The sequence below is a fragment of the Levilactobacillus tongjiangensis genome, assembly GCF_003946345.1.
In the GTDB taxonomy this organism is placed as follows: domain Bacteria; phylum Bacillota; class Bacilli; order Lactobacillales; family Lactobacillaceae; genus Levilactobacillus; species Levilactobacillus tongjiangensis.
Window position 1 is genome coordinate 62,669 of record NZ_RHNY01000012.1, and the last position, 19,010, is coordinate 81,678.

General features: G+C 49.5%; 18 protein-coding genes. 1 reads left to right on the forward strand and 17 read right to left on the reverse strand.

Annotation, left to right across the window (positions count from 1 at the left end; genetic code table 11):
* Positions 1–633: 633 nt before the first annotated feature.
* The 15 genes from EKM75_RS08450 to EKM75_RS08520 form a co-directional block, all read right to left on the reverse strand.
* Positions 634–1,335, reverse strand: a complete 702-nt coding sequence (locus EKM75_RS08450; protein WP_125693735.1) for a DivIVA domain-containing protein — start codon at positions 1,333–1,335, stop codon at positions 634–636.
* A gap of 19 nt (positions 1,336–1,354) precedes the next feature.
* A complete protein-coding gene (locus tag EKM75_RS08455) occupies positions 1,355–2,134 on the reverse strand; it encodes a YlmH family RNA-binding protein (RefSeq protein WP_125693737.1) in 780 nt (259 codons plus the stop codon).
* Between the two features lie 19 nt (positions 2,135–2,153).
* Positions 2,154–2,438 (reverse strand): YggT family protein, encoded by a 285-nt coding sequence (locus EKM75_RS08460; RefSeq protein WP_125693739.1) that lies wholly within the window; start codon positions 2,436–2,438, stop codon positions 2,154–2,156.
* Between the two features lie 12 nt (positions 2,439–2,450).
* Positions 2,451–2,882, reverse strand: a complete 432-nt coding sequence (locus EKM75_RS08465) for a cell division protein SepF (RefSeq protein WP_125693741.1) — start codon at positions 2,880–2,882, stop codon at positions 2,451–2,453.
* Between the two features lie 38 nt (positions 2,883–2,920).
* Positions 2,921–4,183, reverse strand: a complete 1,263-nt coding sequence (ftsZ, locus tag EKM75_RS08470) for a cell division protein FtsZ (protein WP_125693743.1) — start codon at positions 4,181–4,183, stop codon at positions 2,921–2,923.
* Positions 4,184–4,205: 22 nt separating this feature from the next.
* Positions 4,206–5,534, reverse strand: coding sequence for a cell division protein FtsA (gene ftsA / locus EKM75_RS08475; protein ID WP_125693744.1), 1,329 nt, complete (start codon positions 5,532–5,534; stop codon positions 4,206–4,208).
* Positions 5,535–5,675: 141 nt separating this feature from the next.
* Positions 5,676–6,533 (reverse strand): cell division protein FtsQ/DivIB, encoded by an 858-nt coding sequence (locus EKM75_RS08480; RefSeq protein WP_125693746.1) that lies wholly within the window; start codon positions 6,531–6,533, stop codon positions 5,676–5,678.
* A 35-nt stretch (positions 6,534–6,568) separates the two neighbouring features.
* Complete coding sequence (gene murG, locus EKM75_RS08485; RefSeq protein ID WP_125682645.1) at positions 6,569–7,663, reverse strand: undecaprenyldiphospho-muramoylpentapeptide beta-N-acetylglucosaminyltransferase; 1,095 nt, start codon at positions 7,661–7,663, stop codon at positions 6,569–6,571.
* Entirely contained in the window at positions 7,663–9,042 is a 1,380-nt protein-coding gene (murD, locus tag EKM75_RS08490; RefSeq protein ID WP_125693748.1) for a UDP-N-acetylmuramoyl-L-alanine--D-glutamate ligase, read from the reverse strand. The genes murG and murD overlap by 1 nt, the downstream gene beginning before the upstream one ends.
* Positions 9,043–9,192: 150 nt before the next feature.
* Entirely contained in the window at positions 9,193–10,164 is a 972-nt protein-coding gene (mraY, locus tag EKM75_RS08495; RefSeq protein ID WP_164508774.1) for a phospho-N-acetylmuramoyl-pentapeptide-transferase, read from the reverse strand.
* 21 nt (positions 10,165–10,185) lie between these two features.
* Positions 10,186–12,345 carry a penicillin-binding transpeptidase domain-containing protein gene (locus tag EKM75_RS08500; protein ID WP_125693750.1) on the reverse strand — a complete coding sequence of 720 codons (2,160 nt, stop codon included), beginning with the start codon at positions 12,343–12,345 and terminating at the stop codon, positions 10,186–10,188.
* Positions 12,345–12,746, reverse strand: coding sequence for a cell division protein FtsL (ftsL, locus tag EKM75_RS08505; RefSeq protein ID WP_125693753.1), 402 nt, complete (start codon positions 12,744–12,746; stop codon positions 12,345–12,347). The genes EKM75_RS08500 and ftsL overlap by 1 nt, the downstream gene beginning before the upstream one ends.
* A gap of 42 nt (positions 12,747–12,788) precedes the next feature.
* A complete protein-coding gene (rsmH, locus tag EKM75_RS08510; RefSeq protein WP_125682654.1) occupies positions 12,789–13,733 on the reverse strand; it encodes a 16S rRNA (cytosine(1402)-N(4))-methyltransferase RsmH in 945 nt (314 codons plus the stop codon).
* Between the two features lie 21 nt (positions 13,734–13,754).
* The gene (gene mraZ / locus EKM75_RS08515) at positions 13,755–14,186 is read right to left on the reverse strand and encodes a division/cell wall cluster transcriptional repressor MraZ (protein ID WP_125682656.1); all 432 of its coding nucleotides are present in this window, start codon (positions 14,184–14,186) and stop codon (positions 13,755–13,757) included.
* A 201-nt stretch (positions 14,187–14,387) separates the two neighbouring features.
* Positions 14,388–14,741 carry a DUF3397 family protein gene (locus tag EKM75_RS08520; RefSeq protein WP_125693755.1) on the reverse strand — a complete coding sequence of 118 codons (354 nt, stop codon included), beginning with the start codon at positions 14,739–14,741 and terminating at the stop codon, positions 14,388–14,390.
* Between the two features lie 687 nt (positions 14,742–15,428).
* Between EKM75_RS08520 and EKM75_RS08525 the strand changes: the two genes are divergently transcribed.
* A complete protein-coding gene (locus EKM75_RS08525) occupies positions 15,429–15,545 on the forward strand; it encodes a DUF4044 domain-containing protein (protein ID WP_125682660.1) in 117 nt (38 codons plus the stop codon).
* A 516-nt stretch (positions 15,546–16,061) separates the two neighbouring features.
* On the opposite strand, the gene EKM75_RS08530 is transcribed toward EKM75_RS08525, so the two are convergent.
* Positions 16,062–18,419, reverse strand: a complete 2,358-nt coding sequence (locus EKM75_RS08530; protein WP_125693757.1) for a DNA translocase FtsK — start codon at positions 18,417–18,419, stop codon at positions 16,062–16,064.
* 21 nt (positions 18,420–18,440) lie between these two features.
* Positions 18,441–18,953 (reverse strand): tRNA (cytidine(34)-2'-O)-methyltransferase, encoded by a 513-nt coding sequence (locus tag EKM75_RS08535; RefSeq protein WP_125693759.1) that lies wholly within the window; start codon positions 18,951–18,953, stop codon positions 18,441–18,443.
* Between the last annotated feature and the right edge of the window lie 57 nt (positions 18,954–19,010).

The following is a 19,010-nucleotide window of genomic DNA, read 5'->3' on the forward strand; positions in this document are numbered from 1 at the left end:
ACCCGACCGTTAGTTTCCCTCACCATCTTTTGGGTAGTGGTGAGTGTTTTTCGCCTTACCGGTCGCCAGCCAGGTGCCGGAACGCTGTGCGCGCGTTTGGGAGCCAAAGTACGGTCTCCCAAGCCGGCGTTGCCTAACCACGGAAAACCACCGTGATAAGGCAATTCCACGGCTGAGCCCCTGGCTGGCTCCCTCTCGGCTAACATTCACCACTCACCCAATATTCTTCACCCGTCTTTGTTTACATGTGTTAAACCGGCTCAGAATATTGTGCTTGATTACTGACAATAAAACCTTGTTCACAACCAGCCACTTCACCCCATGAAAATCCGTTTAGCCCAATTCAGCTAACCAAATCTTCAACACCACAACTACCTTAACGCAAGACAAACAAAAAACGACCCGTCGCAAGGGACGAAGTCGTTCGTGGTACCACCCAAATTCGGCAGACAACGGTGACGTTGCCTACCCTCAGATGCCGTTATCGGGGCGATCCGCCATAGCTTACTACGCGTTCAGCTGTGGAACTTGGGAGAATGATACCTGTTAAAAAGAGCGGGTTGTTAGCCTTCCACCATCGCTAACTCGCTAGTACCATCTTTTTAATCGGCTCGTTTCTCTGGCCGTATTTATCTAGTTTTTATCGTATTGTTGTTGGTCATTGTCCGGGAAAATGACAACCGTTTCGCCGTTGTCATCGCCGGAATCCGTGACAGGTGCCTCCGCAACCGGAGCTTCTTCGGCTGGTTGCGATGCTACTGAGTTTACGCCCTGGGCAGCTTCATTGTCAAGTCGGTCACCAACGACCTTCTTGATTTCTTCGTAGCTGGACATGGAGCCTTCCTTCAGCAAACGATCCCAATCGTTGGATTTAACCACTTCTAACTGGCTTTCCAGCATAACTTGGAGCCGTTGCCGGAAGACCCGGGTACTCTTCTTCAAGTCATCGGTCTCAACCGCCAACTTCTTGGCCCGTTGGGAAGCTTCCGCCATAATCTGGTTACCCTTGTTCGTGGCTTCGGAAACGATATCGGAGCTTTGTTTTTGGGCTTCGCGGATAATAATTTCAGATTCCTTTTGTGAGTTGGCCTTGACCTTGTCAGCAGCCTCTTGAGCAACCAGAATGGATTGGTTCAAGGAATCCTTCAAGTCATTGAAATACTTGAGTTTCCCGTTCGCAGCATCCAGTTGTTCCTCTAATTCTTTGTTGTGATTCAACGTGATTTGGTAATCCTTGATTACCTGATCTAAGAAATCATTGACCTCATCAACGTTGTAACCACGCATCTTCGTACCAAACTCTTTATTATGAATATCTAATGGACTAAGTACCATCGCACTGTTCCCTCCGCATCTATTTCTTCAGTACCGCTAGGGTGACCCGAATTTTTTCCTTTTTGGTGCGGCCACCAACTTCATCCAATCGGATTCGGCCGAAGCCACGCACGGAAACAATATCGGCCACGTCTAATTCATAGTCGGGCTTCATTGTTTCCGCCCAGTTCAATCTGACACGCCCAGCCTCAATCAGTTCCTTGGCCCGGTGCCGTGACAAATGGAAGCCCGTCCCCACGATGTTGTCCAACCGCAGCGATGAGAGCGATGCGCCCTCAGATTCCCACTCATTCAACGGTGCCACCAAGGTATCCCAGGTCGTCGTCACTAACCGGGATTTTACCCGACCAATGTGATCGACCTGACCAATCAAATAATCCGCCATAGAGCGTTCGGTAATGACTTGCCAGACCTCACCATCCGTCAGAATATCACCCAAGATCTCTCGTTCAATTCCGGCCCCTAACAACGTTCCCAGAATTTGGCTGTGATGAAGGGTCGCAAATTTTACGGGATAATCAACTCGCATTAAAGTGACTTCAAAGTCCTTCTCAGCCGGTTCGTAGTAATCCGGGTAAAATAGTGCGCGCTGCATCTCAGCGTGTTCATGACCCCCACTAAACGCCACGTGCATGTCCGCACGTCGCGCCAGAGTGGTCGCAATGTAAACTTGTCGGGGGTTCAAAAAGTGAGTGAGAACTGGACGGTATTCGTCTTGAACTTGCTGGATCCAGCCGCCGATTGCATCAATGAACGGCCCCTCATCAGGCCGAAAATGCTGCAAGACATTCTCATCCACAGTCGTTTCTCCCTTCAGGTTAAGTGAACAATACGCGCAGGACAACCATTTCGATTGCCTGAATTCCGTATTGCACCAGCGATAAGACGATGATGGCCACAACGGGTCCAAAACCGATCGGTCCTAACGCCACAAAATTAAAGTATTTCAAGAATGGTTCCACCAATCGCACAATGATTTGGCCAATGCGCGACTGATAACCACCCGGTAGCCAGCTGAGTAACGCGTAGATTACAATCAGTAAGATGTAAGCCGACACGACCCAGTTCAGCGCTTTAAAAAGATAAAGTACAAGTGTTAGCACAACGTCGCTCCTTTACTGCTTAAACTGCGTTCCTAAGTTAGCTGCGACGTCTCCGCTGACCTCAAAATTATGAGGGGTGCACAGAAAAATCTGTTCACCGATGCGCTTGATCTCACCGCCTACGGCAAACGCGGTCCCGTTCAGGAAATCCACGATTCGCTGTGCTTGCGTTTCATCGACCCGCGCAAAGTTTACCAGAACGGCATCACCGTTAGTAAGCTGTTTGGCAATCGACTTCGCATCTGAGTAAATCCGCGGTTCGCAGATGGCGATGTGACTGATATTTGGTTTCGCTGTCCGCATGGCAACCACCTTTCGACTATCGTTCGGTCGACTTGGGGCAGCTGATGTTGGCTTAGCTACCGGGGTTGGGTCCTCTTGATAGTCTTCGTCATAATCATCGTTCATTCCGAAAAACTTACTAAGACTAAACTTCTCCGCCATGGTTGGCCACTCCTCTCACAACGAATTTTTTGACGAAATTACTTGCGCCGCCGCTTGAAGAATGGTGGCGTGTCTTCGCCCTTGTTATCATCACTAGCTGAGCTCTCAGTTGATGAGCTCGGGTTAAAGATGTTGAAATCAGGCTTATCAACACCGGCAAATTCATCATGCCCAGTTGCTTGGCTTTCTGGTGCTGGCCGGTGAGCTGGTTCGCGAATGTCCCAGTTTCCAAATGGATCCTTCTCAGTTTCCTGAGCTGGTTCATTCGATTGGCTGGCTTGCCGTGGTTGACTAGCTTCACGCCGAGCAACCCGACTGTGTTGTGCAGCTTCGCGTTCTTCCTTCTTCTTGTCGATCCCGGTAGCAATTACCGTGACCCGAACTTCATCGCCAAGGTCTTCATCGATAGACGTCCCAAAGATGATGTTGACATCGCTGGTAGCAGCGTCAGACACGATTTGTGAAGCAGCTTGGGCTTCAAACAAGGACAAGTCTGGTCCACCGGTAATGTTCAACAGAACCTGTTCGGCGCCATCGATGGAAACTTCCAACAATGGTGAAGAAATGGCCTTCTTGGTGGCATCTTCCGTCCGGTTTTCACCGTTAGCGGAACCGATACCCATCAAAGCAGCTCCTTGGTCCTTCATAACCGTCTTCACATCAGCGAAGTCCAAGTTAACGTAACCAGGGCTCGTAATCAGGTCAGAGATCCCTTGAACCCCTTGACGTAACACGTTGTCGGCTTCTTGGAAGGCTTCCATCATTGGCGTCTTCTTGTCCACGATTTCTAACAAGCGGTTGTTGGCAATGACGATCAACGTATCCACGTTTTCCTTCATTTCTGCAACCCCTTCGGCAGCAAAACGACCGCGCCGTGGGCCTTCAAAACTAAATGGTCGCGTGACGACTCCAACGGTCAAAGCGCCACTTTCCTTAGCGATTTTAGCCACGATTGGCGCAGCACCGTTACCAGTACCACCACCCATGCCGGCAGTCACGAAGACCATATCGGCGCCTTCTAAGGCTTCGGTGATAGCTTCTTCGCTTTCTTCAGCAGCCTTGGCACCAACCTCAGGGTTAGCACCGGCACCCAAACCCTTGGTCAGCTTCGGCCCGAGTTGGATCTTAGTTTCAGCCTTTGAGGCTTCCAGGGCCTGCACATCCGTGTTGGCCACGATAAATTCGACACCTTTGACGTCTTCAGCGATCATGCGGTTAACGGCGTTGTTACCACCGCCACCAACACCGATCACCTTAATGATTGCGCCATTATTTTGCGCAGAATCTAGTGAGTATTCCATTTGTGTATTCCTCCATCTCGCGTTAGTCGAAGAAGTCGCTGAAGAATTTTTTGAACCCTTCTGTCCGATTTTTCTTCTTCTTTGGTTTTGGTTGCTTACCCTGACTCGAACGTGCCGGATTGGCTACAGATGACTCTTCAGCCTGTTCACGGTGACGAATCTCGTCGGTTTCATCGGCTAGTTGGGTGGAGCCCGTCAAGGCACTCTTGATGAGCAAATCAATCTCACTCAGCCCCCCAAAGTATTTCACTAAGGCCAACGCCAACGTAAATGACGGGTGGCGCAGTCCCATTTGATCTGGCACGTAGACCCGAACGTTAGTATCGAATTCTGCAGTTGCCAGTTCAGTGATTCCTGGTAAGGCAGCCACCCCACCAGTCAAAACGATACCCCCAGGTAATTCGAGAGCCTGAACCTTATCGAGGTTCGTCCGGAGACGGCCAAAGATTTGGTCCAACCGGGCCTCGACAATTTCTGCTAAGTATTTTTCTGAAATGGGCGTTGGCTGACTCTGACCGACCACGTCGACCGGAAATTCATCCTCGTCACTTGCCTGAGCGGAATCGGCGTAACCGTAATCACGCTTCAACTTCTCCGCACTATCTAGTGACGTATTCAACACAACCGAAATATCCTTCGTGATGAATTGGCCACCCTCTTGATCAACGTCAATGTATTTGAGTTGGTGATCATGAATCACAGCAGCGGTCGCTTGGCCACCACCTAAATCGATCAGGACAGTCCCAAAGTCTTGTTCACCATCGTTCATGACCATCATCCCTTGAGCCATTGGGTTGATCACCGTCCCGCGAATGCTCAAGCCGGCTTGTTCAACGGCCTTGCGGGTATTATGCATAATGGTCTTGGGACCAGTAAAGAGCGTCCCCCGAAGTTCTAAGCGAACCCCGACCATGCCTCTAGGATCTTTGATACCATCAAAACCGTCCACGATAAACTCGTCGGCGAGGATCTCAACCACTTCACGTTCCGGTGGCAAGTTTTGAATCAAAGCCGCTTGGGCAACGTTCCGTACGTCTCGGCCAGTAATTTCCCGAGACTGATCATCAATGGCAATCATGCCACTGCAAGGTTCAATTTTTAACATATTTGCGGGTATTCCCACAATCACATCGTGAATTTCAATGCTGGCCTTCTCTTCGGCTTGCCGAACGGCCCGTTGAATTGCTTCAGCGGCTTTGTCAATATCCACGATGACACCGCGGCTAACACCGTTCGAACGTTCGTTTCCCACACCAATAACGTTCATTTGCCCTTTAACATTCTCAGCAACAATGACTTTTATTGAGGTGGTTCCTATATCGAGGCCAACGTACATCCCTGAATTATCCATAGAAAAAGGAACCTCCTAAGTTAATCTATCTATAACACTGCATGAATTCGCTTTTTCCCTAATTATTTTACAGTTTACCACATTTACTAGGGGTTAAAAAAGCCTTTATGACGCTTTTTCTTTGCTGCAATCAAAATGAAATTATTTTTTAAAGGCGTATGAGTAAGCGCCCACTTCCAAATTGACCACACCCTTGTGTTTCATCTTGGCCGCAATGCTTGGATAATAGGCCATTTTCTTGGCAAAACTCGGGATGCTAGCGTAGACCTCATTGCCGTCATTCATGAAAAGATGGATGCGGTTGGGGTTGTCTTTGGTTGGGGAATCTTGAATCTCACTGATACTACTTTTGATTTCATTATCTAACTTTGCATACTGCAGAATCATTCGGTGCAGCTTCTGGGTCCGTTTAAAGCTCCCGTAGACTGGTGTGCCACTCTTGGGTTGGGTCACGGACTGTTGACTCACAATGCCGTTCTCCAATACTTCATAGTACCGGTCCTGCTTCATCACGTACCCTGCCGTGGCGTACTCCACTACCCGAATTGTCGCGTGATTAGGTTGCCAAAACTGAATTTTAACGGTTTTTAACCGTGAATTCCGTTGGACTGCCCGCCGAGCAAGCTGCTGTTGATGGCCCACCACGTTGTAAATGGAGTCGCCGGGGCGCACCCGCACAGCTTTTTGAACTTGCTTGCTCGTCAGAACATCGGCCCCAGTCACCCGTACCGTCTTAAAATGACTCAACGGTGACACCAGATAGACCATGGCCAGAATCACCACGGTAAACGTGGTGAGCAAAATTGTCATGCGGCGAACGAGCTTGCGGTTACGCTGGTGCTTTAACCGGGGCAGTTTATCCCCGATTCGTTTGGCCCTGTGCACCCACTTAGGTGCCTGGTCCTGCTTACGCTTCCGTTCCGCCTGGACTTGGTACTCTTCCCACGGCGTCATCGAACGCTGTTGTTTAGAATCATCACGGTTTAACCGGAATTTCATGGCTGCACACCTCCCCCATTCACTGGATTTGCGTGCTAGTCACGCTTGAGTTCGAGAACCACGTCCAAGACGCGATCAGCTGCATCAGGAACCCCCAGTTGCTTGGAGGCCGCTGCCATATCCTGACGTAAAGCGTCGTCGTTCATCAGTTGGTCGGCCTTCTTAACTAACGTCTCACCAGTCAAGTCAGCTTCCGTAATAATCTCGGCAGCACCGACCGTGGCCAAGGACTTGGCATTCTTGGTTTGGTGGTCGGCCGTCACGTACGGACTAGGAATCAAAATTGAAGGAATCCCGTCCGCCGTGATTTCCGCCAAGCTAGTTGCGCCAGCCCGTCCAACAATAGCGGCCACCTTTGGTAAGACCTCAGGCATGTTCGGAATATAGGGTTTAACCACCACATTGGCTGCAATCTTCGTATCCTTCAGTTGGTCCATAACGCCATCATAGCGCTTCTGACCCGTGACAAAGACGACCTGGTACTTACGGTCATTAAACGCTGGAATTGCCGCGACGGTCGCTGAATTGATTTTCAGGGCCCCTTGGGACCCCCCGAAGATCAATAAGGTTGGGACGTCGTCTTGCAACTGGTATTCAGACCAGCTAAAGTGACTCACGACCTCAGCGGCCTCTTGTGCCCGGGGATTCCCAGTCTTAACCATCTTGTTGACTGGCAGTTGATCCAAGGCGGCATCAAAGACGTACGCAATCCGGTCAACGTAACGACTGAGGAAGCGGTTGGTTACACCGACCACGCTGTTTTGTTCATGGATCAACGTTGGCACATGTAACCGAGCAGCGGCGTAAACCACGGCTCCGGAAACGTAACCCCCCGTTCCCACAACAACATCAGGCTTGAATTCTCGAATCATTTTCTTAGCGGCGTGCACGCTCTTCAAGAACAAGTAGACCGTCTTGAAGTTTTCTAACGACAGTGAGCGCTTGAAACCTTGAATTCGAGTGGATTTGAACGGAATCCCCTTGGCTGGGACGATGGAACTTTCCAGTCCTCGTTCCGACCCCACGTACATGACTTCAGCGTTTGCGTCGCGTTTCTTTAAAGCCTTGATGAGAGCGAGTGCCGGGTAAATGTGCCCCCCGGTACCGCCACCCGATACCATTAATCGCATTACTTTTCCTCCTGCTGACCAGTGAGCTGCTCAACGGCCTTAATAAAGAGGTCGCCCCGCGTTTCAAAGTTCGGGTATTGATCCCAGCTGGCGTTGGCTGGTGACAGGAGAATGATATCACCCTCATCACTTAAGTCGTAAGCCAATGGAACGGCAGTTTCAACGTTCTCAGTCATTTTAATCGTTTTAATACCAGCTTGCTTGGCCGTATCTTCTAGTAACTTCGCTGTCTGACCAAACAAAATAATTGCTTTGACGTGTTCCTTGAAGGATGGAATCATCTTTTCAAAGGTATATCCCCGATCCAAGCCACCAGCTAACAGAATAACTGGCGCTTTGAAACCCTTCAAAGCCATTTCGGTGGCTTCCATGTCCGTTGCCTTGGAGTCATTGTAGTATTGACGGCCCTCAGCCTCTAACACAAATTGTGTCCGGTGACGAACCCCACCGAAAGACCGCAGGACAGCGACGATAGCCGCCGTGCTAACACCTTTGATCTTAGCTACCGCGATGGCCGCCAGGGCGTTTTCAACGTTGTGGTCGCCAGGCACTTTGATCTCACTGGCAGGCATGATTTTTTCACCCTTAAAGTACAGGTCGCCGTCCTTTTCGTAGGCCCCATCTTCCGTGACATCTTGCCGGGAGAATGGCACCACTTGGGCTGCCGTCAGCTTACTCAAATCACGCCATTCCTGCGTGTCGTAGTTAATGACAAAGTAGTCTTCGGCCGTTTGGTTAGCCGTAATTTTCATTTTGGCGGCAACATAGTTAGCTCGCGTCTTGTGATAGTCCAAATGATTGGAGAAGACGTTGGTCAGGACAGCGATGTGTGGATGGAATTCAGTTGTTCCCACCAACATAAAGCTGGAAACCTCCAAGACCAAGGTATCGTCAGCGGTAACTTCTTGGGCCACCTTGCTGGCTGGGATGCCAATGTTCCCGGCGTAAACCGACTTACCTGCCTGACGGTCATGCGCTAACATCTTTTGAACCATGGTCGTGGTCGTCGTTTTCCCGTTACTCCCGGTCACGGCAACCAGTTCAGCCTCGGCCACCTCACTAGCCAGCTCCATTTCACTGATAATCGGGAGCTTCAACTCCTGAGCCCGTTTAACGGCGGGAACGTCGTAAGTGATCCCAGGGTTTTTGACCATGAGGTCGTAACCAGCGTCCAAGAGGTCAGCGGTTTGTTCACCCGTAATAACGGTGAAACCAGCTGCCTGCAAGTCCTGCGCATCCTGATTTTCGGCCAACGGCTTCACGTCGCTGACGGTCACTTGAGCCCCCAAGCGTTTCAAGAGTTTGGCCGCATTGACCCCACTCTTGGCAAGTCCGAGGACTAATACCTTTTTATCCGTATACGTTGTGATTTGCTTCATGATTACCGTTCGCTCTCCATTCATTTCTGATTATTTTATAAATTTTAAGTCGGTCGACCCCACTTCAACCGGTAACCCGGCCAAAGGACAAACAAAAAGGCCAACTTGACCCGTCAACGAGCAAGTTAGCCCATTAGTCGGTCAGACCTGTTACTTTGCTAAGATGACCCACACACCACTTAACGCGGTTACTAAGCCAATTCCCCAGAAAGTGAAATCAATCTTCCATTCACTCCACCCCTTCATTTCGAAGTGGTGATGAATTGGACTCATCAGGAAAATCCGCTTGCCCGTTAACTTGAATGAGGCAACTTGCAAAATAACACTCGCCGTCTCAATCACAAAGACCAATCCAATCCACAGTAAAGATAATTCGTGGTGCAACAAAATCGACACTGCGGCGAGGGCCCCACCTAGAGCAAGGGAACCCGTGTCACCCATGAAGATTTTGGCTGGTTTGTGATTAAAGATGAGAAAGCCGAGCAGACTGCCAACTACGGCAAAACAAAAGATTGCAATATTCAGTTGCATTTGGTGCCAGGCAACAACCCCGTACGCCAAGAATGCAATGCTAGCTAACCCGCTGACCAGCCCATCCAAACCATCGGACAGGTTGACCGCGTTACTGAATCCAACCAGCCAAATGATAATGAAGATGGCATACCAGCCACTCATGTGCCAGTTACCGATCCCAGGAACGTGCAACGCCATTGGGAGGTGTTCGTGGGCGTAGACCCAAAATAGGATCAATGCCCCGACGATTTGACCGAGCAATTTTTGCCAAGCCTTGAGGCCTTCATTTTGACGGTGGAACAGCTTGATACTGTCATCCCACGCACCCAAAGCCCCATACAGGACCAGGATGAAGACCAAGATCCAAGTAGTCGACAGAACGTGGTGTGGTGCTAACAGCCAGCTGGTTGCTAGCGTCATCACAGCAATGGCGATGATGAATAACAGACCGCCCATCGTGGGTGTTCCGGACTTTTTTTCGTGCCAGGTCGGGCCTTCGTCACGAATCATTTGCCCTTCGTGGCGGGCTCGGAAGTACCGAATCAGTGCTGGCATAAACGCCGCGGTAATTATAAATCCACCCAATAGTGGCAGAATCACATTCATCATTTTCTTACTCAATCCTCATTCTCATTTATTTTGTTTCAACGTTACAGACAGCGTGGCACCGGAACCAACCGTGGTTCCTGCCTTCACGCTTTGCTTCGTGACGTAACCGTCACCGGAGACAGTTAGCTTCAAACCTTCTATCTGAGCTAATTTTACCACATCACCCTTGGACCAGCCTACCAAACTTGGCAGTGAAACGGTCCCACCGGTCGTTAAGAACACGCGCTGAGCTTGATATAGCGTTGTTCCGGTCGAAACCGATTGTTTTTGAACCTTGCCACCGGTTCCTAAAGTAGTCACGGTCGCGCCAGCCTTCTTCAAGGTGGCAGCTGCCTTGGTCACACTCTGACCAGTGACATCTGGCATCTTACTGGTACTGTTAGTTTTGGTCTGGACGTCTTCTTGTAAAGCCCGTGCCATAACTGGTTTCATGATCGAAGCTAGTAGCTGCGAAGCGGTCTTACCGCCCAGATGAGGTTGCTTCATGGTGATGTACATCACGTACTTGGGATTGCTGGCAGGGACCATGGCGGCAACGGAGTACAGGTAGTTATCGTCTCCGGAAAGGTACCCGGAACCATTACTGACCTGCGCGGTACCAGTCTTAACGGCCACCCGCTCGCCACTCATTTTGTAGTCACTCCCGATACCATAACTCTTGTACACGACGTCTTCCATGTGCTTGCGAACAGCCTGCGCCGTTGATGACGCAATGGGATGACCAACCGACTTAGGTGAGTACTTGGCGACCGTTTTGTTGGTATTCGGGTCCGTAACCTTGCTGATCACGTAAGGCTTCATCATTTTACCATTGTTGCTGACCGCCGTTAAGCCTTGTAGCATTTGGAAAACGGTAACTTGAATCCCTTGTCCAAACGACGTATCAGCCTGTTCAATTGGTCGCTTGAACGCGATGCTTCCGGACATTTCACCCGGCAAACCCGAATTGGTGCTCTTCAGGAACTTAAAGCGATCAATGTATTTCTTCCAGGTCTTGGCACCCATTTGTTGTTCCAGATGGGCCATGGCCACGTTACTGGAGAGAGCAAACCCCTTGTTGTAGGTAATGGTCCCCCACCCGGAGGTGTTCCAGTCAGGAACAGTTTGATTTCCGATAGCGTATTTCCCAGATTGATACGTCGCGTTCCCATTGTAGTGACCACTATCAATGGAGGAAGCCAGCGTAAAGATCTTCATGGTGGAGCCGGGCTCATAAGCATCCTGGACCAAGGTGTTCCGCCAAATTTGGTTCAACCCTTCCTTGGTGGAAGCATTGAACGTTGGTCGTTGCGTAGCGGCCAGAATGGCCCCAGTTTTAGCGTTCATTAACACAGCGTTCATCGAGTTGGCCTTGATCTGACCCTGAACGCTACTCATTTCGGTTTCCAATAAGGTCTGAAGGCGGGTGTCCAACGTGGTGTACACATTGTCACCATTCTTAGCCTTCTTGTACTTTTGCTTCGTCCCGGGTAATTGGTACCCGTACATATCTTTTTTAATCTTTTGCGACCCATTAGTCCCGGTCAGTTGCTTGTTGAACGCCTGCTCGAGCCCCATGCTCCCTACTAAGGACGTCTGGCCATTCTTATCCGTTTTTTGCTCAGCCAACCCTACCAAGTGAGAGGCAAAGATGCCGTTAGGATAGAGACGGGCCTCTTGTTGGACGAAGTTGACCCCGGTCAGGTGAGCCTTTTGAATCTTCTGCTTAGTCGTCAACGAAATGTTTTGACCCGCGGTCCCAAATTCAACCTGGAACGGATGGCCCTGGCTAGGATTCAACGTAGCTAACACCTTTTTCCGACTGATAGTCAGGTACTTTGACAATACCGTTGCCATTTTTTCTTTGTTGGTGGCGTACAGTTTCTGACCGTTTAACCCCACCTGGCGCTTGTCCAGCACCACGTAGATCGAATATACACTGGTATCCTCGGCAATGGCCTGACCGTTAGCATCGTAAATAGTCCCCCGTTTAGCCTTGAGGGTCTCGTTGGCCGTATATAGCTTCTGGGCTTGCGCGCTCAAATTAACGTTCTGCACCCGTTTGCCGATGGCGATATACGAAAAGCGACCAACGATGATCACAAACACCAAAAGGAAAATGAAAAACAGAAACTGGCCAAAATGCTTCCGGTTTCTGCGTGGTTGCTTATTTATCGTTTGTCGCTCTTGGGAATCTTTCATTATCTGTTAACATTCCTTATTCTAGCATTTTCTAAATTGAGACCTTGTTTTTTGGCAATTTTATCAAGCCGACTCCGACTCTGCAACTCATTTATTTGTTGCTGGTCGTTTGTGTTGTGGTTTTGATAAGTGGTCACTTGGCTGTTAACACTTTGTAAGTTGTGTTGCGCATTGGAGAGAGAAATCTTTGAAGACACGACCAGTACCATCATGCACGCCAGCATGAGGCCCAGGACGGTCATTAAGCATTTTTCGAATTTAGAAACCGGCAGCTTGTTGCCCCGTGGATTTTGTTGGGGCGCACTTTGCGGTTGAGCCCGCCGCTGCGGTTGTTCTATGTTTGGGCGTTGTTGGGGTTCCTGCGTGAGTGGAACGGCTTCAGCTAAACTATTTTGCGCCATAAATAATCATCTTCCTATGTCGATATTTATTGTTTGGTTTAACTACTTAATTTTTTCTAAAATTCGTAGCTTTGCACTATGTGCCCGGTGATTCTCCGCCAATTCCTCCTCTGAGGGAAGAATTGGTTTGCGATTAACTAACTTGTAATCCGGTTGTAGATTGTCAGGAATTACAGGAATCCCGTGCGGAAGTTCCGGTAAGGACGATTGTTCACGGAACATGGTCTTAACCAGCCGATCCTCTAGGGACTGGAAAGTAATGACGCTGATTCGCCCGTTCAGATCGATCAGGGAAACAGCTTGTTCCAAGGAATCTTCCAAAGCCCCTAGCTCGTCGTTAACGGCGATTCGAATGGCTTGGAAAACCTTCTTAGCGGGATGACCACCGTGCCGACGAGCGGCTGCGGGAATCCCTTCCTTGATGATCTCAACTAACTGGCCCGTCGTGTCGATGGGGGCCGTAGCGCGGTGCCGTTCAATGGCCCGGGCAATTGGCTTCGCAAATTTCTCTTCGCCATAGCGGTGGAAAATCCGCATCAAGTCGTTGAATTCCCACTCGTTGACCACAATCCACGCCGTGAGCTTTTGGCTTTGATCCATCCGCATGTCCAACGGGGCGTCGTGCTGGTAACTAAACCCGCGGTCGGCTTCGTCGAACTGTGGTGAGGAGACCCCTAAGTCATACAGAATACCGTCGACCTTGGTAATCCCCCGTTGTGCAAGTTCTTCTTTAATTTGGCGAAAGTTACTCTTGATAAAAGTTAACTTGCCTTCGTCTAAGTACTTTTTTAAATGTTCCTCGTTATACGTAATTGCGGTCTGATCCTGGTCAAACGCGTACAGGTGACCAGTTGTCAGCTGTTCCAGGATGCGTTGGCTATGACCACCACCGCCGAGAGTGCAATCAACGTAGACTCCCGTGGGGTCGATATTCAAGCCAGCGACCGCCTCTTTAAGTAAAACTGTAACGTGATGAAAGTCCTCCATGAACACTCTCCTTTCCTGGTTCTACATCCCAAAATCAATCAAATTTTCGGCAATATCATCGAAATCTTCTTCTGCTGAGGTGGAAAAGTCCTGCCACCGCTCTGCGCTCCAAATTTCAAACCGGTTAGCCACCCCGACAATCACGCACTGTTTAACTAACGCTGCGTGGTCCCGTAATGACTTAGGTAAATTGATTCTTCCCTGTTTGTCGAGCTCACATTCGGTCGCTGCGGAATAGAAGAACCGGACAAAGGCCCGGGCATCCTTCTTATTAACTGGCAAGGCTTTCAATTTTTCTTGCAAGGCAGACCACTCGGTCATCGGGTAGCCGAATAAACAACCATCCATCCCCCGAGTAACCACAAACTGGTCGCCCAGTTGGTCTCGAAATTTGGCGGGAATGATTAACCGGCCTTTGGTGTCAATTGCGTGTTCAAATTCGCCCATAAACATAGCCAATCACTCCCATTTGTAACTATCACCAAGTTTACCACATGCCCCCACTTTCTACCACAACGTTTCCGAATTTTTATAAATTTCCCCACAAAGACCAAAAAAGCCGTGGCGAACAAGTGTTCACCACGGCTTAACGGCCTTCACAGCGCTTACTAAAAATGAGTCAAAAGTCAAAATAATTAATATTTATGCATAAAATCAGCTGATAGCCACAATGAAACAGACCACGAATCCGATAATCCAATAAAGATCTGTCAGCCGCCAAAATGTTCGAAAAAATGTGGGATAAAGCAACTCTTTGTTGTGAATTGCCTGAATAAGTGTCACCATGATGCCAATTGCCATCCAGCCGATCACCAGCCAGGGTAATAAAGCCCCCGCCCCGTGCGGAATCAGGAGCAGTGAACATAGCAGTAGTAACGGCGTCATCAGGTCCCACGTATTCACTTGTGCTGGCCAGTGTTTGCCAAATACCCGCTTCACCAGCCGAATCAGCAGCCAGCCCACTGCTAAAATCGCTAGTTGGGCAACGGGTGAGTCCCAAAACGCCATTTAACTTCCCCCTAATAACTCGTTTTTTCTAATTATAGAGATTTCTTTTGGGAGTTGCAATTCTGTCTTGCACTTAAAAACTAGTACGGCCGCCTCCGGCTGCCAGGGGTGGGATTAAACGATTCTACGGGATTAGGCACACATAATCACTCCTACTTAACCATGATTGCTTAGCGTAGCAGATTGTGTTGACACAAAATCCTCCAGCTAATCTGCCTTCAAACATGAACTTGTACCCTACCATAACTGAGTCTTAATAGACTAGCCCGGCATCTATGATGCACGATACTCTTCTATTCTTAGAAGCTGTCACCTCCACACAATTGTTTCAAACAAAGGTAGTCATCAGTTGGCAGAAACAGAACCCCGTGTCGGTCCTCTTAGACTGGACGGGCTTCCCAGACTTAGAGGACGGCCGACTTTGAAGACTCGGGGTTTGAGGCTTCAAAGCGCCCTGGGGACCACTTTTTGGCCCCAGGTCTGCCCCACCGGGCGGCGTTCCTGCCAACTGATGACGGAATAATTCTGATTAGTATTGTTCCAAAAGCGGTTAATCCATCATGGGTATGAGCAGTTCAATCATATTTGTGACAAGCAGTTGACAAGTTACACTAGCCGGTTGCAATTCTCCCCTTGCCACGGTAAACTAATTGAGTAGAATGCACGCAAAGAGGTGGCTATCCCCGTATGGAAAAAAAGAAAAAATCAACATTTCAAAAAATTACAAACGTATTTGTTTGGATTATGATCATCGCAACCATTGGCTCCTTAATCTTTGGTGCCGTTGCGTCACTGATGCAGTAAATTATGATTTAAAAGACGTCAGCTGTTCTTGATGAACGGTTGACGTCTTTTTTGTGTGGATTTATCTTATACAAAGCTACTAATTATTCATCACCTAAATCGGTGTGACGCACCCATAATTGTCCAAGACGTTGGTTAAGATACTTACTAAATATATAGACCACCGACGCCTTTTTACGACAGACTTCAAATAGAAACTTGAACTCAGCCGTAGGATTTTCAAGTGATTTTCTTGAAAATGGCGACTTGAAGACGTGATTTGCGGCTTCAAGCGAGGGGCAAGACCGCCTTTTGGCTTGTCCCGTCCTTCCCACCGTGTTCCAGTTCAAATTTGGCGAACGGTAAGGCGGCAATTTTCCACTTTGTCCAACTAACCCCCAACACCCAACCCTTGTTGTATCAGACACAGTGCCCCACTCAATCAAAAAAATCTCCCCCATTCACCCATAGCTTAACGCGTTGAGTAGCACCAACCAAAGATAGTGGCGGTGTGGGAGAGATTTTGTAAAGTTATTGTTAATCGTTCTGAGATTGGTCAGCATTGCTATCTGGCTGCTTGTAAACCTGACGTGGCTTACTGCCCTCTTGGGGCCCGATGTAGCCTCGCTGTTCCAGGTCATCCATCATGCGGGCAGCCCGGTTGTAACCAATACGGAAACGCCGTTGCAGTAAAGACGTGCTAGCCTTCTGTTGCTCGACCACAAATTTCAGGGCGTCGTCAAACAGCTCATCATCGCTATCACCAGCATCCTCCTGTTGCATTTCCTCATCAGTTACCATCATGTCCTCGTCGTAATCCGCGGACTGTTGTTGCTTGATGAAATCAACCACGTTAGCCACATCGTCATCCGGAATAAAGGCCCCTTGGACCCGGACCGGTGAGTTGGCATCGACTGGTTGGAAAAGCATATCTCCTCGGCCGAGCAATTTTTCGGCACCGTTCGCGTCCAAAATAGTTCGGGAGTCGATCCCACTAGAAACGGCAAAGGCAATTCGGGACGGCACGTTGGCCTTGATCAGGCCGGTAATGACATCCACGGAAGGCCGTTGCGTAGCCAGAATCATGTGAACTCCTGCCGCCCGACCCATTTGAGCCAGCCGAATAATGGCGTCTTCAACCTCATTCGAGACCGTCATCATCAAATCAGCCAGTTCGTCCACGACCACCACAATGTAAGGCAGCGTTGGCCACGCCTGGTCGTCCTCGGCATTCGCCTTTTGAACAAAGGCGTTATACCCGGAGATCTTCCGTTGGCCAAATTGTGAGAAGAGTTCGTAGCGTCGTTCCATTTCAGCCACGACCTTGTGTAAAGCTCGTGCCGCTTTCTTCGGCTCAGACACTACTGGCGTTAATAAGTGTGGAATCCCATTGTAAACGCTCAATTCCACCTTCTTGGGGTCAATCAGCATCAACTTCAACTGGTCTGGCCGTGCGTTCATCAACATGCTAGTAATGATGCCATTGATCGCCACAGATTTACCACTCCCCGTCGCCCCAGCAATCAGCAGGTGCGGCATCTTCGTGAGATCCATAGTCACCACTTGACCAGTCACGTTACGCCCTAACGGAACCTCCAACGGTTTGTTGGGGTGAGCCGGTTGTGCTTCAACCACGTCTCTAAAGGAAACCGTTGAAACTTCCTTATTTGGGACTTCGATACCAATCAAAGGCTTTCCAGGAATTGGTGCTTGAATCCGAATCCCCTTAGCTGCCAGAGCCAAAGCCAGGTCATCCGCCAAATTAACAATGCGGGAGACTTTAACCCCAATAGCCGGGTGCAATTCGTACTCGGTCACGGACGGTCCCAGGCTAACATTCTTGACCTCGGCGTCCACCCCAAAGCTGTCCAACGTCTGCTTTAAAATCTTAGTGTTGGCATCAATGGCGTTAACTTCCTCGGTCTGGTCGGTCGGTGGTACCTGTTTCAACAGGTCGGCCGTTGGCAACTGATAGTTAGGATCGACCGGCGTGCTGCTAGCCAAAGCTTCAGCAGTCGTATCCGCCGTCTCATCTGGTTCATGAGTTGGCGCCGGCTTAGAATTTTCATTGGCTGCCACGGTAATGTGGTAGCTTGGTTCATCTTTAGTTTTAGCATGGGGTTCCGGCAAGTCCTTGTCGTTCGGATCTGCGGGGAAACTCGGGGCCGGTTTGTCATTAGTTGTGACGGCGGCCGGTCGAGATTTGGCCCGTTGATTGCGGTGTTCCTGAACCTTTTCTCCGCCCCGTTTCAGCGCCACGCCGCTGGCCTGAGCACCCCGATGAAGCGCTGCCCAAGTAGTCTGCAACCAGGATTGAATCGTACTGAAGGGAATCTGGAAAAAGACGATTACCCCACCAGCCATCACCAACCAGGCAGCAATCTGGGAGCCCACTAGGGCAATCAGCCAAGCCACAATGCTCAGCTCAACGGCCCCAATGACCCCACCACCCAGTTGGGCAGTCAGACCACCGGTCCAAAGATCAGACAGACCGTCATGCCAAATTGTACTGATAAATTGACTGTGTTGATCCACCTGTAAAAAGTGGTTGGCGGAGATCCATAGCAACCAACCACCGTAGATCAACCCACTTCCCAACCAGTAATGACGTGCTAGTCGCGGTAATTCTCCCGTTACGGTGAGGGTAGCCCCCAAAGCGGCCACCACGATGAGCCCAAACTGATAGGTGTCCCCCACAGTCAAGCGGACTAGGTTTGCAAAGAGCGTGCCCAGTAAGCCCAAGTTAAACAGTCCTAAAGCTGCTAGGGCAATCAAAACTAACCCAATTACGTTAGCGGTATATAGAAACGGCTGCTTTTTAGCCGAAGTTTTTCGGCGTTTCGTTGGCTGGCGCTTCGTCGTTTTCCGGCGCGTTGTTTTTCGTTTGGTAGCCAACGGTGAGCCTCCTTTCAATTTTTATTTTAATTTATCGTGTGGATAAGTGTGCACCCGTTCCAAATTAGGAAAAGCCTGTTGGCGCATGACTTCGTAAATCACAATGGCGGCACTGTTGGACAGGTTGAGAGCCCGAATGTGTGTGTCGTCTTGCGGAATCCGAATGCACTTTTCACTGTGTTGCCGCATGAATGGTTCTGGCAACCCCGTGGTTTCCTTCCCAAATAGGAAGTAGTGATCATTCTCGTTCACACTATAGTCCGGTTCCGTGTAATCTTGGTCAGCAAACTTGGAGACCAGGTAGAGTTGCGTTGGCTCTGGAATCGTGTCTAAAAAGGCAGGGAGATTCTCATGATACCGGACGTCAACCTTGTCCCAATAGTCCAAGCCGGCCCGTTTTAAGTGGGCGTCGTCGACGGAAAAACCCAGGGGTTTGATTAAGTCTAAAATCGTATCCGTCCCGGCACAGGTCCGGGCAATGTTTCCCGTATTAGCGGGAAATAGCGGTTCAAATAACGCAATATGGTTTGCCATAAAATTCTCTTCTCCGTTCTGTTATCAAACATTCGTTCTGTCCCATCATTATAGCCA